The 15,511-nt window shown below is 70.0% G+C and carries 14 protein-coding genes; 5 read left to right on the top strand and 9 right to left on the bottom strand.

The window, feature by feature from the left end:
* Window positions 1-105: 105 nt before the first annotated feature.
* The 9 genes from AB0A95_RS08740 to rpmH form a co-directional block, all read right to left on the bottom strand.
* Window positions 106-951: a hypothetical protein gene (locus tag AB0A95_RS08740; RefSeq protein ID WP_357555180.1), complete on the bottom strand. Its 846-nt coding sequence runs from the start codon at window positions 949-951 to the stop codon at window positions 106-108.
* A gap of 1,363 nt (window positions 952-2,314) precedes the next feature.
* Window positions 2,315-3,328, bottom strand: coding sequence for a ParB/RepB/Spo0J family partition protein (locus AB0A95_RS08745; protein WP_357555014.1), 1,014 nt, complete (start codon window positions 3,326-3,328; stop codon window positions 2,315-2,317).
* Window positions 3,329-3,355: 27 nt separating this feature from the next.
* Window positions 3,356-4,663 carry a ParA family protein gene (locus AB0A95_RS08750; protein WP_357555015.1) on the bottom strand — a complete coding sequence of 436 codons (1,308 nt, stop codon included), beginning with the start codon at window positions 4,661-4,663 and terminating at the stop codon, window positions 3,356-3,358.
* Between the two features lie 257 nt (window positions 4,664-4,920).
* Window positions 4,921-5,769, bottom strand: coding sequence for a 16S rRNA (guanine(527)-N(7))-methyltransferase RsmG (gene rsmG / locus AB0A95_RS08755; protein ID WP_357555016.1), 849 nt, complete (start codon window positions 5,767-5,769; stop codon window positions 4,921-4,923).
* 4 nt (window positions 5,770-5,773) lie between these two features.
* A complete protein-coding gene (locus AB0A95_RS08760; RefSeq protein WP_357555017.1) occupies window positions 5,774-6,397 on the bottom strand; it encodes a R3H domain-containing nucleic acid-binding protein in 624 nt (207 codons plus the stop codon).
* A gap of 211 nt (window positions 6,398-6,608) precedes the next feature.
* Window positions 6,609-7,604, bottom strand: a complete 996-nt coding sequence (gene yidC / locus AB0A95_RS08765) for a membrane protein insertase YidC (RefSeq protein WP_357555018.1) — start codon at window positions 7,602-7,604, stop codon at window positions 6,609-6,611.
* A 2-nt stretch (window positions 7,605-7,606) separates the two neighbouring features.
* Complete coding sequence (gene yidD / locus AB0A95_RS08770) at window positions 7,607-7,897, bottom strand: membrane protein insertion efficiency factor YidD (RefSeq protein ID WP_357242993.1); 291 nt, start codon at window positions 7,895-7,897, stop codon at window positions 7,607-7,609.
* Entirely contained in the window at window positions 7,894-8,310 is a 417-nt protein-coding gene (rnpA, locus tag AB0A95_RS08775) for a ribonuclease P protein component (RefSeq protein ID WP_357555019.1), read from the bottom strand. The genes yidD and rnpA overlap by 4 nt, the downstream gene beginning before the upstream one ends.
* 33 nt (window positions 8,311-8,343) lie before the next feature.
* Window positions 8,344-8,481, bottom strand: a complete 138-nt coding sequence (rpmH, locus tag AB0A95_RS08780; protein ID WP_007453904.1) for a 50S ribosomal protein L34 — start codon at window positions 8,479-8,481, stop codon at window positions 8,344-8,346.
* 626 nt (window positions 8,482-9,107) lie between these two features.
* Between rpmH and dnaA the strand changes: the two genes are divergently transcribed.
* The 5 genes from dnaA to AB0A95_RS08805 all read left to right on the top strand — a co-directional run bounded on the left by dnaA (window position 9,108) and on the right by AB0A95_RS08805 (window position 15,507).
* Window positions 9,108-10,934: a chromosomal replication initiator protein DnaA gene (gene dnaA / locus AB0A95_RS08785; RefSeq protein WP_357555020.1), complete on the top strand. Its 1,827-nt coding sequence runs from the start codon at window positions 9,108-9,110 to the stop codon at window positions 10,932-10,934.
* A gap of 772 nt (window positions 10,935-11,706) precedes the next feature.
* A complete protein-coding gene (dnaN, locus tag AB0A95_RS08790; protein ID WP_110564842.1) occupies window positions 11,707-12,840 on the top strand; it encodes a DNA polymerase III subunit beta in 1,134 nt (377 codons plus the stop codon).
* Window positions 12,841-12,880: 40 nt separating this feature from the next.
* The gene (gnd, locus tag AB0A95_RS08795) at window positions 12,881-13,756 is read left to right on the top strand and encodes a phosphogluconate dehydrogenase (NAD(+)-dependent, decarboxylating) (RefSeq protein WP_357555021.1); all 876 of its coding nucleotides are present in this window, start codon (window positions 12,881-12,883) and stop codon (window positions 13,754-13,756) included.
* A 16-nt stretch (window positions 13,757-13,772) separates the two neighbouring features.
* A complete protein-coding gene (gene recF / locus AB0A95_RS08800) occupies window positions 13,773-14,906 on the top strand; it encodes a DNA replication/repair protein RecF (RefSeq protein ID WP_357555022.1) in 1,134 nt (377 codons plus the stop codon).
* The gene (locus AB0A95_RS08805; RefSeq protein WP_357555023.1) at window positions 14,896-15,507 is read left to right on the top strand and encodes a DciA family protein; all 612 of its coding nucleotides are present in this window, start codon (window positions 14,896-14,898) and stop codon (window positions 15,505-15,507) included. Before recF ends, AB0A95_RS08805 begins: the two co-directional genes overlap by 11 nt.
* Window positions 15,508-15,511: the final 4 nt, after the last annotated feature.

The raw sequence follows: 15,511 nt of genomic DNA on the forward strand, positions 1-15,511 counted from the left end.
GTACGCGGTGCCGGTCTACGCGGTGCCGGTCTACGCGGTGCCGGTCTACGCGGTGCCGGTCTACGCGGTGCCGGTCTACGCGGTGCCGGTCTACGCGGTGCCGGTCTACGCGGTGTTGTTGTCCGGGACGGCCTGCTTGGCGATAGACAAGGCCGTGTCGGGCGTGGCCTCGTCATCGGTGTCGGCTGCCGGGCCGGGCAACTCTGCGGCACCACCGAGAACCGCGGGTCCGCCGTGGAGGGGCTCCGCAGCGCCAGTGGCGGCGGTTGCTGGGGCGGCGGTTGTCGGCGCACCGGACGCCGATGCGATGGACGGTGCGGCGGCGGCCGCGTCAGTTGCCTCGTTGGTGGCGGTTACCGATCGGGTGGTCCCGCCGGTCGGCTCGGCGACATCGGCCGGAGAGCCGGCGTCCACGACGGGGGGATCCGCCGCGGGTGCTCCGTCGCCGTCGGACCGACCGGCGGTAACGACGGGGCCTGGCGCTGGTTCCACGGTCTCCTCTGCGGCCTCAATGACCGAGGCTGCCGCCGTTGAGGCTGCCTCGGCAGCGGCAGCGGCATCCGCGGCAGCCGACTGGGCCAGCAGGCTGGACGGCGCCTGCCACTGGATTCGGGGTGGCTCAGCGAGCGGACGACCGCCGAACTCGGCAAGCCAGGCGGCGACGAGGGCCAGATTTTCCCGCCACTGTGCCTCGGAGATCGGCGGCAGGATCGAATCCCACAGCGACAGGAAGGTGCCCCGCAACTGGAGGCGGCCGTACGGCCGGGCGAGGAACCACATGTGCAGGTGAGCCGAGCCGTCTCCCCACCGGTTGACATGCACCCGCGCCACACCGTCGAGTGACCGGATGGCCCGTTCCAGCCGTACGGTCATCACGCCCAACTCGGCGGCCAGCAGGTTCGGCAGGTCACCGAGGTCGAGGTGGGTCCGTGATTCCAGGATGAGCACCATGGGCAGGCCGGTGGGCCGGTCCATGGCGCGGACTCGCCACCGTTCGCCTACCCAGATGTAAGCCTCGTCGGGTGCGTTGCAGGCAGTGCATTCCCGGAGGCCCTCGCCCTTCCGGGGTGGCTCGACCGGGACCGGATCATCGAGTTGCTTCACGTGGAGGTCCCCCTCGAAGGGGAACGAGGGCCACTGCGTGAAGTCCGGGACTGAGGGAGGGGTGTCGTGCACGACGCTGACCCTAACCGAGTCTGGCACCGCTGTCCCTACCCGTTTGACCCCTCCCGACCGACCGGATCAGTGCTCTTCGTCGATCAGGTGTGCCACGTCACCACAGCGCGGCGAAGCGATATCCACAGGCTGCCGAGATCGCCAATACAGGCCGTCATCCACAGGCTCACACCCGCTCCCACGCGCTGTTTCACGTGAAACAGGGGGTGCCTGTGGACAACGGGTGTGGATAACTTTTCCACCGGTGGGTCGTTGTCGGAAGATCGCCGAACCGCGTGGTGTGACGGGCCGACGCCACCGGCCGGGCGGGGCCGACCTGTCCGGCTCGGTCGCGCAGGCCGCTGACCGGGAGGAGCAGCCGCGCGCCGACCGGCGGGCGAACAACGACGATGGAAACGCCCTTCAGGGACGCCTACGCGAGCCGCTGCCATCGAGGTGTGGCCCCGCGCCGACGCGATCGCTGAGACGAGACGAGGACGCCTCCGTGGCTCCGACGAGCGCTGGGGTTGCTGAGGGCCAGGGCTGGCTCGGCTGGCGGGATGTGGGCAGTGCCGATCGCTTGTCGGCGGTTCCGCGTCGGGTCCACCCCCGAACAGCGGGTGGGGATGACGAGAGCCGGCTGTCGAGCGTCAGGTGGCGACGGCGGCGGCGAGGAGGCTCCGGGCTGTGTACGTGTCGACAAGGTCGAAGAACCTCCGGATCGACCCGGAGGGTGCCCCCGTGGCACACGAAGCGGCAGCGGGCCACTCAGCGGCCGGGCTGATGCCTCATGGTCATCGCCGGGGGCGATCGAACGGTCCGACCCGATGCAGGATCCCCGTTTCACGTGAAACGGGGCCCGGGGCGTCGTGATCGACTCGGTTTTCTGAAAAGCGGTGCATCGCACCGGGCCGGACACCGCGACTTCATGAAAAGTGAGTCGATCATTGCGGGTGCCCCGTCGCGGCCACCGCAGCGCCCCGTCGCCAGGGCACGACGCGTTGCGGCGCCGGCCGGCTGAGCCGCTGCGGCTCGCGAGCGCGACAGTCCCCGGCACCGGTTACGGCGATCGACAGCTGTTTCACGTGAAACGGGGATTCCGGAAGCAGAACGGCCGCGCTACCCGGATGGGTGGCGCGGCCGTGGGCGGAGGGCGGGCTCAGTCCCCGCTCCCCTCCTGCTGCACTCCGATGATCCCGACGATCCGCTCAAGGTCGTCCACCGTGGCGAACTCGATGGTGATCTTCCCCTTGCTCCGGCCGATGTCGACCTTCACCCGAGTGTCGAACCGGTCGGACAGCCGGTCGGCGAGATCGGTCAGGGCCGGCGCGTGCGCCTTGGGCCGTCGCTTCGCGGCCTGCCCCTTCGCCGGCCCATCGTTCAGCGTCAGGGCGACGATTTCCTCGGTCGCCCGGACCGAGAGGCCCTCGGCCACGATCCGCAGCGCCAACTGCTCCTGCGCCTCGGTTTCGTCGAGACTCAGCAGGGCTCGGGCGTGGCCCGCGGACAGGACCCCCGCAGCCACTCGGCGCTGCACCTGGGCCGGCAGGTTCAGCAGCCGAATGGTGTTGGAGATCTGCGGGCGACTCCGGCCGATCCTGCGGGCCAACTCCTCGTGGGTGGCACCGAACTCCTCCAGCAGTTGCTGGTAGGCGGCGGCCTCTTCGAGAGGGTTCAGATTGGCTCGGTGGATGTTCTCCAGGAGGGCGTCGCGGAGCATCGCGTCGTCCCGGGTGTCCCGGATGATGGCGGGAATGCTGTCCCGCCCCACCGCTTGGGCGGCCCGCCACCGCCGCTCGCCCATCACCAGCTCGTACTTCTCGTCGTCGAGCTGCCGGACGACGATGGGCTGGAGGAAGCCGACCTCCTGGATCGAGGTCTTGAGCTCTTCCAGCGCCTCCTCGTCGAAGACCTGGCGGGGCTGCTTCGGGTTGGGCATGATCGCGTCGACCGGGATCTCGGCGAATCGTGCTCCGGGTACGGGGCTGAGCGCGGGCTCCGGCTCGTGGACCTGTGTCCTGGCGGTGACCGCCGGAGCGGCTGCGGTGTCGGCCTCGGCTGAGTGCTCGTTCTCCGGCTCCACAGTTGCGGTGTCGGCGGCACCCGGTGCCGGTCCGGTCGGGATCAGCGCCCCCAGGCCCCTACCCAGACCGCCCCGAGGACGGTTCTTCATGCCTCGCCTCCCAGCGACTCGTCCGCACTACGCATTCCGACCCACCGGCTCCTTGACGCCTCGCTCGGCGATCTCCTGGGCGGCCTCGAAGTAACTCGTGGCTCCCCGCGATCCGGGATCGTAGGTCATCACCGACTGGCCGTAGCTGGGAGCCTCGGAGACCCGGACGTTGCGGGGGATGACCGCCTGGAGAACCTTGTCGCCGAAGTGATTCCGGACGTCCTGCTCGACGGCGTCAGCCAACCGGGTACGCCTGTCGTACATCGTCAGGAGGATGGTGGAGACATCAAGCTTCGGGTTGAGGTGTTGGCGCACCAGGTTGATGTTGTTGATCAGCTGGTTGAGCCCTTCCAGGGCGTAGTACTCGCACTGGATCGGGATCAGCACCTCCTGCGCGGCAACGAGGGCGTTGACAGTGAGCAGACCGAGCGACGGCGGGCAGTCGATGAAGACGTAGTCGAACTCGCCCGGGTAGGCGGCGATGGCCCGGTCCAGGCGGGACTCCCGGGCCACGACCGACACGAGTTCGATCTCGGCGCCGGCCAGGTCGATGGTCGCGGGTACGCACCAGAGGTTGGGGATGCCCTCGACCGCCTGCGCCACCTCGGCCAGGGGCACGCTGTTGATCAGACAGTCGTAGACGTCCGGGATGCCGGTGTGGTGCGGGACGTTGAGCCCGGTCGAGGCATTGCCCTGCGGATCGAGGTCCACCACGAGCACCCGGTTGCCGTGCAGGGCGAGCGCCACTGCAAGGTTGACGGTAGTCGTGGTCTTGCCCACGCCGCCCTTCTGGTTGGCGACGCACATGACCCGGGTCCGGTCCGGCCGAGGCATTGTCACCTCGCCACTGGGATTCAGGATCTGCACGGCGCGCATCGCCTCCATAGCCAACGGTGGGTCATCCTCTTCGCGCGTCGGGGTTTCACGTGAAACGTACGTGGGGTCGGTTGCCACGGCAGCCAACGAGTCGGTCGAAGCGACCGGCGCGTCGGCGATCACCGGCGCGGCGTCCCGTACCGCCGCCGCGGCGGGTTGGTGCGGGACCGCCGGCTCGTAGCGAACCGCACGAGCGGTGTTGCGCCGGCCGGACGTCTGCCGCACCTCGACGACATTCGCCGGTCGGCTCAGCCCTTCGGGTGCTCGGCGAACACCCGCCGGGTCGCCCACTTCGGGCTCGGTCGGTGGGTCCGCTGGTTCTCCGCCGAACAACGACGGATCGCCGTCCGCAGGCCCGGTCGTTCCGGGCGACCAGCTCGGGTAGTCGGTTTCACGTGAAACGGGATCGCCTGTCGACCCGGTCACGCGTGGATCGTCGTACCTGCCGTCGTCATGCACCTGTCATCCCTGCCCGCTTCGGATGGTCGGTCCGCGCCCCGGTCAACTTGGCCACACCACGCTCGCAACCCGGAGCGTACGGCCCTCGGGAGCGGTCGGAGACCCCGCGACGTCCGTCGCCCGCTTCACACTATCGACGCGCGGTCAGCCTACGGCGGACGGGCGCGGCCGGTCCACGTCGGGTTCTCAATCCCCTCGTCCATCCGTACCGGTTCAACGAGGCAACCCACCGGCCGGAAGCCCGATGACACGAAGTGTCAGTGTCGGCGGGTCCGGCCATTGCGGGAGCGTTTGTTGGCCGCCGCGCGGGCCGGGCCGACCATCCGCTCACGCACGATCTCCACGACTGTGGTGGGTGGGTCGATCACCCCGGTCCCACAGAGGTGCAGGGTGGGCTCCCCGCCACCGAGTCGTGCCACCACCTCGGCGTGCTCCTCGATCTCCGTGGCCGCGGACGAACCCTTCAGCGCCAGCAGCCGGCCGCCACGGACCGCCAGGGGGAAACTCCAGCCGGCCAGGCGATCCAGTGGCGCGACGGCGCGGGCAGTGACCACGTCTCCGCTGATCGGGTCCCGAGCATTCGAACCGGTGGCCGCCTCGTCGGCCCGCCCACGAAACACCCGCACCGACTTGGCCAGGCCGAGCCGCTCGACGACCTCGATCAGGAACGACGTGCGTCGTGCCAGAGGCTCGATCAGGGTGACAGTGAGATCGGGGCGCGCGATGGCCAGGACGAGACCTGGCAGACCGGCTCCGGAGCCGACGTCGAGGACTGTCGCGCCGGACGGGATCCGCTCGGCGACCGCCGCGCAGTTGAGGAGGTGCCGATCCCAGATGCGAGGTGCCTCGCGGGGGCCGATCAGGCCGCGAACCACCCCGTCGGTGATCAACAACTCGGCGTACGCGGCGGCCAGGTCGAGACGGTCGCCGAAGAGGGTCAGCGCGGCCGGGGCCAGCTCGGGCGGCAGCGCCGCGTCCTCTGGTGACGGGGCGGTGCCGCGCTCGGCCGGTTCGGCGCCAGCCCCGGCGGGCTGGACAGCGGACGGCCCGAGCGGTGTGCCGCCCGGGCCGGTCACGGCGTCGGCCGTGCTGTCGTGGTGGGTCACCCGGTCAGTCCGCCGGCCGTACGACGATGCGCCGGGCCGGCTCCACGCCCTCGGACTCGCTCACCACACCGGACATGGCGTTGACCACGTCGTGCACACACTTACGCTCGAACGCGGACATCGCCTCCAGGCGGACCGGCTCGCCGTACTCCTTGACCTTCTCGACGGCGTTCTTGGCGACCGCGGCGAGTTCCTTGCGGCGGTTCGCCCGGTAGCCGCCGACGTCGAGCAGCAGGCGGCTCGGCGTGCCGGTCTGCCGGAACACGGCGAGGCGGGTCAGCTCCTGGAGCGCTTCCAGGGTGGCTCCGCGCTGACCGACCAGGTTTTGCAAGCGATCGCCGACCACCTCGACCATGGGTCGTCCGGCGGCGACCAACTCCTCGATGTCACCGTCGTAGTCGAGGATGTCGAGCAGCCCTTCGACGTAGTCGGCGGCGATCTCGCTCTGCTGGAAGAGGTCGCCCTCGCTCACGGCCTTCTTCGCTCGGCCGCCAGCTGCGACGGTATCGGTGCCCTCGTCGGTCGCGCTGTCCTCGTCGGTCTCGGCGTCGTCGCCGTCCACCGCGAGCGTCGCGGTCTCCTCCTCGTCCAGGGGCTGCTCGGTGCGGGGGATGCTGGTCTCGGTCACGGTCTCATCTCCGTACTCGCTCGGCCGGACCGTCGGGTCCGACTGGTTTCCCGGGGCCGGCGGGAGGTCGCCGGTGCCCGCGGGCACGTCTGTACGGGCAGTGTCGCCCGTGGCCGCCTGGTGCGCGGTCAGTTCCGCTCGGCGCCACCGGACGGCGGCTGCACGGTGCGGGACGGGCCGCCACCGGTCACCCGGCGACGGCCCGTGCGGGTCAGCCCTGCCGCTTGGCGGGACGGCTCTTCTTCGGGTTGTTCGCCGGCTTGGCCCCGGGCTTCGGCCCGGCCACCTTGGGCGCGGTCGCCTTGACCGGCGCCGGGGGGGCCGCCTTGCCGCGACCGAACAGGCCACCGGACTTGGCGGGCTGCACCGGGTTGCGGTTGGCGGCGGGGGCGACGGCCTTCTTGGCGGTCACCGGCGGCGGGAACTTCCGCAGCACCCACTGCTGCTGGCCGAGGGTGAAGAGGTTGTTGGTGACCCAGTAGATGATGACGCCGATCGGGAAGATCGCGCCGGAGATCAGCAGCGACGCCGGGATGCCGTAGAGCATCAGCCGCTGGATCATCCGCTGCTGCGGGTCCTCCGCCCAACCGGTCTTGAGGATCATCTGACGGCTGGTCAGGTAGGTGGTCGCGATCATGACCAGAACCAGGATGCCAGCAATGATCTTGACGGTGCTGCCGGTGGCGCCGAGGCGGGCCAGCTCGTCGGCCGTCGAGCCGAACTTGCCGGCGATCGGGGCGGTGAAGAGCTTCGCCTGCGAGGCGCTCTCGAACTGGTCGACGCTCCACCCGTACAGGGTCTTGCCCTGGTTTGCCGGGTCCAGCCGCTTCAACGTGTGGAAGAGCCCCAGGAAGACCGGGATCTGAAGGAACATCGGAAGGCAACCCATCAGCGGGTTGGCCTTCTCCTTCTTGTAGAGCTCCATCATTTCTTTCTGGAGCGTCTCCCGGTCACCCTTGTGCTTCTCCTGAAGCTCCTTGACCTTGGGCTGGAGCGCCTGCATCGCCCGCTGGGACTTGATCTGCTTGACGAAGACCGGGAACAGGATCACGCGGACGGTGACCACCAGGAAGATGATGGACAGGATCCAGGCGAAGTTGGTGCCGATCACCGCACCAACCGGCACCCCGATGGCGTCCCAGGCGGAGTGCCAGGTCAGCAGGATCCACGAGATCGCGTAGTAGATCCAGTCGAGGCTAAAGTCCACTCTCAGGCTCCAGTCACATCAGCACGACGGCGGCCGCCCGGCTCCGGCACCGGGTCATACCCACCAGGGTGGAAGGGGTGGCAGCGCAACAGCCGCCGGACCGCCAGCGCGGCTCCCCGGAGCGCGCCGTGCCGAGCGACCGCCTCCTGGGCGTACGCACTGCACGACGGGTAGAACCGACAGCGGGCCGGCAGCGCCGGACTTATCCACCGACGGTACGCGATGATGGGCGCGATCAGCACCTTGGCACCGGTTGTCGACGCACGTGGACTGGTCTTCTCGGCACCGGTCATCGGGACCGCCGCTCGCGGGGCGACCGGGCGACCGCGATGGCGGCATCCAGGTCGGTGGCGAGGCGCGGATATGACGCCTCCGCCGCTGCGGGCAGCGCCCGGACGACAAGCGTGCTGCCGGCGGGCAGGCCGGGCAACCGGTCCTGGACCAGTGCCCGCAGCCGACGCTTGACCCGGTTACGGATCACCGCGTTGCCGACAGCCTTGGAGACGACGAAGCCGGCGCGGGACGGCACGGGTGACTGCTCCGCACTGTCGTCCCGCACCGGCTCCGACGAGGTCGAAAGGTTGGGGTCGGCGCTCACCGGCACTGTCAGGTGGACCACGACGGCGCCACGTCCGACGCGTCGGCCACCGCGAACCGCCGCGGCGAAGTCAGTGCTGCGCCGCAGTCGTTGCGCGGCGGCCAGCACGACTGCCCACGTCCCCTGACCGGCCCGGTCGGCTCAGGCCGACAGGGTGGTGCGACCCTTGGCGCGACGGCTCGACAGGATGGCACGGCCGGCACGGGTGCGCATGCGCAGCCGGAAGCCGTGGGTCTTCGCGCGCCGGCGGTTGTTCGGCTGGTAGGTGCGCTTGCTCACGTCAGGCTCTCCGTTTTCGTACGCGCCCCGCGCGACGGGATCGCCGGGGTCGTGTGGTGGTCCAGGCCACCTCGACGGTGGCCCCCGATCGGTGCTGTCCGGTGGTGCGGGACCTCGACGACGCGGGGATGCGACCGCGGACAGCAAGCACCCATCACCCTAGCAGAGGGCGAGAAAGCAGCCGTTCCAGCCTACGCAGGGGGGCAATGGCCGTCAAACACCCCGAGGTGCGCGCAACAGGACGCGCCCGGGGCCGAAGGGTGGTTTTCGCTGATGCCGACAAGGCCGTCACCGCGTCGCCGGTTGATGGCGCAGGGACAACGCTGTTACCGTGCCCGATTGCGGTGAGCGTCGGAAGCTCCGGTCGTCGCGCAGGCAAGACCGGACAAGGTAGTGAATCGTTCGGCACGGTGAACCCGCTTCAACGCCCGGTCAGGCAGGGGCAGGTCCCACCCGCGTCCGGTGGCGGCCACAATCGGTCGGTACACAGGCTGTGGATAACTTGTGGATGACCACCGGTCGACCGTCCGGGTGGGGTGTTGTTCCACCCGCGAACGCGGCGGGCCCGGGATGGCCGGCTGGCAGACAGCGGCGGCCGGGAGCAGAGGCGAGGGGGTGGCACGACGGTGGCCGGTACGACCGACCTTGCCGCAGTGTGGTTAGCGGCGACCGACGAGCTAGCCGACGAGATCATCTCTGCCCAGCAGCGTGCCTATCTCCGACTGACCCGGCTGCGGGCGATCGTCGAGGACACCGCGCTGCTCTCCGTGCCGGACGCGTTCACCCGCGACGTCATCGAGTCACGGCTGCGCCCGGCGATCACCGAGGCGCTCACCCGCCGGCTCGGTCGTCCGATCCAGGTCGCGGTCACCGTGCGCGTGGCCGAGGACGCCACGGGCCGACCGGCCGGCACCGTCTACCGCAGCGCCCCGGAGATCGGGCCGCTCGACATCGAGGGTCCGGCCGCCGCACCCTTCGACGACCACGGCGCACGAGCGCACGGCGACACGATGATCCCCGAGCAGACCCACGCGCCGCGGACGTCCGAGCCGGTCGCGCCACCCGCACCGGCGGGTCCGCCGCTCGCGCCGAGCGTCGACACGCATCGCCCCGGGATGATCCCCGCCAGCCGAGACGGGCAGGAGGCGCTGTTCAGCGCCGCGTTCGCCGAACCGATGCGGCCGTCGCGCCCCGGGCCGGACCGTCGCGGCTACGACGAGCAGGCCGCCCGCCTCGACCCGCAGGGCCCGGACACCCGGCCCTACGAGCCGCGCTACCGGGAAGATTCGGGATCGCCGCGCGACCAACACGTGATCCGCGCGATGCCCCGCGACAGCGGAACGGACAGCGGCCCGGGTCGCAGCGGGGTCGACCACCGCGCTGGTGGCCGCGACGATCGCCGACTGCCCGGCGCCGACACCGGCGGCAACCGCCTCAACCCGAAGTACATGTTCGAGACGTTCGTCATCGGCTCGTCCAACCGGTTCGCCCACGCGGCGAGCGTGGCGGTGGCGGAGTCACCGGCGAAGGCGTACAACCCGCTGTTCATCTACGGGCACTCCGGGTTGGGCAAGACGCACCTGCTGCACGCCATCGGGCACTACGCCACGACACTCGGCAACGCCCGCTCGGTCCGGTACGTCTCGACCGAGGAGTTCACCAACGACTTCATCAACTCGCTCCGGGACGACAAGACAAGCGCGTTCCAGCGGCGCTACCGCGACGTCGACATCCTGCTGATCGACGACATCCAGTTCCTGGAGAACCGCGAGCGTACGCAGGAGGAGTTCTTCCACACCTTCAACACCCTGCACAACGCCAACAAGCAGATCGTGATCACCTCGGACCGGTCGCCGCGTCAGCTCGCCACCCTGGAGGACCGGATGCGTACCCGGTTCGAGTGGGGGCTGCTGGCCGACATCCAGCCACCGGATCTGGAGACCCGGATCGCGATCCTCCAGAAGAAGGCGGCGCAGGAGCGGATGTACGCCCCGCCGGACGTGTTGGAGTTCATCGCGTCCCGGGTGTCGAACTCGATCCGCGAGTTGGAGGGTGCGCTGATCCGGGTGACGGCGTTCGCCAGCCTGACCCGGTCGACAGTCGAGCTGTCGCTGGCCGAGGAGGTGCTTCGGGACTTCATGCCCGACGGCGCCGGGCCGGAGATCAACGCCGACCAGATCATGGCCTCGACCGCCGACTACTTCGGTGTGAGCCTGGAGGATCTGCGCGGTCAGTCCAGGTCCCGGGTGCTCGTCAACGCCCGGCAGGTGGCCATGTACCTGTGTCGGGAGCTGACCGAGCTGTCGCTGCCCCGGATCGGGCAGGCCTTCGGTGGCCGGGACCACACCACTGTGATGCACGCCGACCGGAAGATCCGGCAGCAGATGGCGGAACGCCGCTCGCTCTACAACCAGATCGCCGAGCTGACCAACCGGATCAAGCAGAACAGCTGAGGCGTACGCCGCCGTCGCGGCGGCACGCCGCCCAGGAAACGCCCGTCCGGATCTCCGGTCGGGCGTTTTTCGGCTCTCCGACTGGACTCTCGACATGGTGTAGGCCACAGCATGAAGGCCGTGACCGCCTCGACTCCCACTCGTTGTCCACAGCTCGTTGTCCACCGTCGGTGGATAACTACGGTCCGTCCTTCGCCGGTTACCCACAGGCTGTGGAGAAACCCTGTGTACGGAGCTGTGGACGCCTGGGGACAACCGTCACGTTATCCACCGACGACCGTCGCCCTGTGTACGAGCTGTTGAAGGTTCTGGGGATGACGGCAATGGTGATCTTCATCGTCGTCCACAGGCTTGGGGAGAAAGTCGGTGGATTACCGGTGGACAACCGGTGGACAACGGTGGACAACCGAGCGCCGAGACCGGGCTGTGGACAGGCGAGCCGGTTGTACCCCTGGTTCTCCACAGCTAAATCACCTGTAGATAACCTGTCTGACCAGGGAAAACTCGGGTTATCCACAGTTTGCACAGGTGCGATGAAGACGATGAGTTATCTCTTCTAAGAGAACAAAAACCAATCATCACCGTTGGGCTTTCTGTGGATCGTGCTGAACGCTGCCGGATCACCCGGTCAGCACCGACACAAACCATGGGGCCGGGCGCACAGCCGATACCCACGCGCCCTAAGGTGCGATGGGTACCCGCACGGTCGGGCGGGACGGTAGGCAGCGGTCGGCATGAGAGAGTTGTCGCTGACGTCGACGCGGAGGCATTGATGAAGTTCCGAGTGGAGCGCGACGCGCTCGCCGAGGCCGTGGCGTGGACCGCGAAGAGCCTGCCCAACCGGCCATCCGTCCCGGTGCTCGCCGGGGTGATGCTCCGGGTCACCGACGGCAACCTGCGGGTTTCCGGGTTCGACTACGAGGTCTCCAGCCAGGTGACAGTCGAGGTGCAGGGCGACGCCGACGGCGCCGCGCTCGTCTCCGGCCGCCTGCTCGCCGAGATCACCAAGGCGTTGCCGGCCAAGCCTGTCGACATCGCCGCGGTCGGCGCCCACCTCGAGTTGGTCTGCGGCAGCGCCCGGTTCACCCTGCCCACCATGCCGGTGGAGGACTATCCCGCGCTGCCCGAGATGCCGCAGAGCGCCGGCACTGTCGACGCCGCCGCGTTCGCCACAGCGGTCTCCCAGGTGGCCATCGCCGCCGGCCGGGACGAGACGCTGCCGATGATGACCGGCGTCCGCGTCGAGCTGTCCGGCAACACGCTGTCGATGCTCGCCACCGACCGATACCGGCTGGCGCTGCGCGAGATCCAGTGGCAGCCGGACGACCCCGAGGTCAGCATCAACGCCCTGGTGCCCGCCCGCACCCTGAACGACACCGCCAAGGCCCTCGGGCCGCTGGGCGGCGAGGTCACGCTCGCCCTCGCCCAGGGCGCTGCCGGTGAGGGCATGGTCGGCCTGGCCGGCGGCACCCGGCGCACCACCAGCCGCCTGCTCGACGGCGCCAACTACCCGCCGGTGCGTTCGCTCTTCCCGGCCACCCACAACGCCGCCGCCCGGGTGCCGGTCAGCACCCTGATCGAGGTGGTCAAGCGGGTCGCGTTGGTCGCCGAGCGGGCCACTCCGGTGCTGTTGAGCTTCAGCGCCGACGGCCTGGTGGTCGAGGCCGGCGGTTCCGAGGAGGCGCGGGCCAGCGAGGCCATGGAGGCCACCTTCACCGGCGACGCGCTGACCATCGGCTTCAACCCGCAGTACCTCATCGACGGCCTGGCCAACCTGGGGTCCCAGACCGCTGTGCTCTCGTTCGTCGACGCCTTCAAGCCCGCGGTGATCTCACCCGCCGGCGAGGATGGAGAGGTAATTCCGGGGTACCGGTACCTCATCATGCCGATCCGCGTCTCGCGCTGATCGCGCCCAGCAACACCCAGATCCACGGAGGTAGAAACACATGCAGCTCGGCCTTGTAGGACTCGGCCGGATGGGCGGCAACATGCGGGAGCGGTTGCGCGCCGCCGGTCACGACGTTGTCGGTTTCGACCACAACGCGCAGCTGAGCGACGTCCCGACCATCGCGGGCCTGGCAGAGAAGCTCGACTCGCCACGCGTGGTCTGGGTCATGGTGCCCGCCGGTGTCACCGACGCCACCATCGACTCCCTCGCCGAGGTGCTCGGCGAGGGCGACATCATCATCGACGGCGGCAACTCCCGCTTCAGCGACGACGCGCCCCGGGCCGAGCGGCTCAACGAGTTGGGCATCGGCTACCTCGACGTCGGCGTCTCCGGTGGCGTCTGGGGCCGGCAGAACGGCTACGGGCTGATGGTCGGCGGCTCCCAGGAGCACGTCGACCGGCTGATGCCGATCTTCAACGCGCTCAAGCCGGAGGGCGAGTTCGGCTTCGTGCACGCCGGGCCGGTAGGTGCCGGGCACTACTCGAAGATGGTGCACAACGGCATCGAGTACGGCCTCATGCACGCCTACGCCGAGGGCTACGAGCTGATGACGGCCTCCGAGTTGGTGACGAACGTGCCCGGGGTCATCAAGTCCTGGCGCGAGGGCACCGTCGTCCGTTCCTGGCTGCTCGACCTGCTCGACCGGGCGCTCGACGAGGACCCGGAGCTGGCTGACCTCAGCGCCTACACCGAGGACACCGGCGAGGGCCGCTGGACCGTCGACGAGGCGGTCCGGCTGGCGGTGCCGCTCAACGTCATCACCGCCTCGCTGTTCGCCCGGTTCAATTCGCGGCAGGACGACGACTCACCCGCCATGAAGGCCGTCTCCGCGCTGCGCCAGCAGTTCGGTGGCCACGCCGTCCACAAGCGCTGAGCGGTATCCCCACCCTGTGTACGTCCACCGACTGGAACTTGTCGACTTCCGCTCGTACGAGCGGGTGGCCGTCGACCTCCAGCCGGGGGCGAACGTCCTGACCGGCGCCAACGGCGTCGGCAAGACCAACCTCGTCGAGGCGTTGGGCTATGTGGCGACCCTGGACTCACACCGGGTCGCCACCGACGCGCCACTGGTGCGGATGGGCGCCACCGCAGCGGTGATCCGCTGCGCCGTGGTGCACGACGGCCGGGAACTCCTTGTCGAGCTGGAGATCGTGCCCGGCAAGGCCAACCGTGCCCGGCTGGGCCGCTCACCGGCGCGGCGGGCCCGGGACGTCCTCGGCGCCCTGCGACTCGTGCTCTTCGCCCCGGAGGACCTCGAACTGGTCCGGGGCGACCCGTCCGAACGCCGCCGCTACCTGGACGACCTGCTGGTCAACCGGCAGCCCCGGTTCGCGGGTGTGCGGGCCGACTACGAGCGGGTGGTCAAGCAACGCAACGCCCTGCTGCGCACCGCGTACCTGGCACGCAAGACCGGCGGATCGCGCGGCGGCGACCTCGGCACCCTCGCCGTCTGGGACACCCACCTGGCCCAGCACGGCGCGGAGCTGCTCGCCGGCCGCCTGGAACTGGTGGCCGCGCTCACCCCGCACGTCGCCAAGGCCTACGACGCGGTGGCCGCCGGTCGGGGCGCGGCGAGCATCGCCTACCGACCCTCGATCGAGCTGGCCGAGCCGACCACCGACCGGGCCACACTTGCCGAGGCACTGACGGCGGCCCTGGCGGCGTCCCGCTCCGCCGAGATCGAACGGGGCACCACCCTGGTCGGCCCGCACCGCGACGAACTGGCGCTGACCCTCGGGCCACTGCCCGCCAAGGGGTACGCCAGCCACGGCGAGTCGTGGTCGTTCGCGCTCGCGTTGCGGCTGGCCGGTTACGATCTGCTGCGCGCCGACGGCATCGAGCCGGTGCTGGTGCTCGACGACGTCTTCGCCGAGTTGGACACCGGCCGCCGGGAGCGCCTGGCGGAGCTGGTCGGCGGAGCGAGTCAACTGCTTGTCACCTGCGCGGTGGACGACGACGTGCCGGCGGCGCTGCGCGGCACCCGCTACCAGGTCGGCGAAGGGACGGTACGCCGTGTCGGATGAGCCACGCCCCAAACGACCCGAGACCGGCGGAGGTGACGCCGCTGCCGCGCGTACCCCCGGGTCGGAAGCGACCGGCGCTGAGTCGGCGCCCGCCGGACCGGAACTGGCGCGGGCGGTGCTCGACGCGGCGTTGTCCCGGCGGCAGGCGGCGGCCCGCGCCCGACGTGCCCCGGGTGGCGCCGGTGGCGACGCGGCCGGCGGATCGGGGCGGCGGCTGCGTGGCTACTCCGGTCCGGGCCCCGACCCGCGCGACCCGCAGCCGCTCAGTGCCGTGCTCAACCGGCTGGTGAAGGCGCGTGGCTGGCAGCAGCCGGCGGCCGAGGCGACAGTGTTCGGCGCCTGGGAGCGCGTCGTCGGCGTGGAGGTCGCGCAGAACAGCCGCCCGGTCAAGCTGGAGAACGGCGAGTTGACCGTGGAGGCACGTTCGACGGCCTGGGCGACCCAACTGCGCCTGCTCGCCGGCTCGCTGCTCAAGCAGATCGCCAGCGAGGTCGGCCACAACGTGGTGCGCAAGCTGCACATCCACGGCCCGGCCGCGCCGTCCTGGGGGAAGGGGCCACGCCGGGTACGCGGCCGGGGCCCGCGCGACACGTACGGCTGAGTCG

It is taken from the genome of Micromonospora sp. NPDC049230, assembly GCF_040647875.1.
In the GTDB taxonomy this organism is placed as follows: Bacteria; Actinomycetota; Actinomycetes; order Mycobacteriales; family Micromonosporaceae; genus Micromonospora.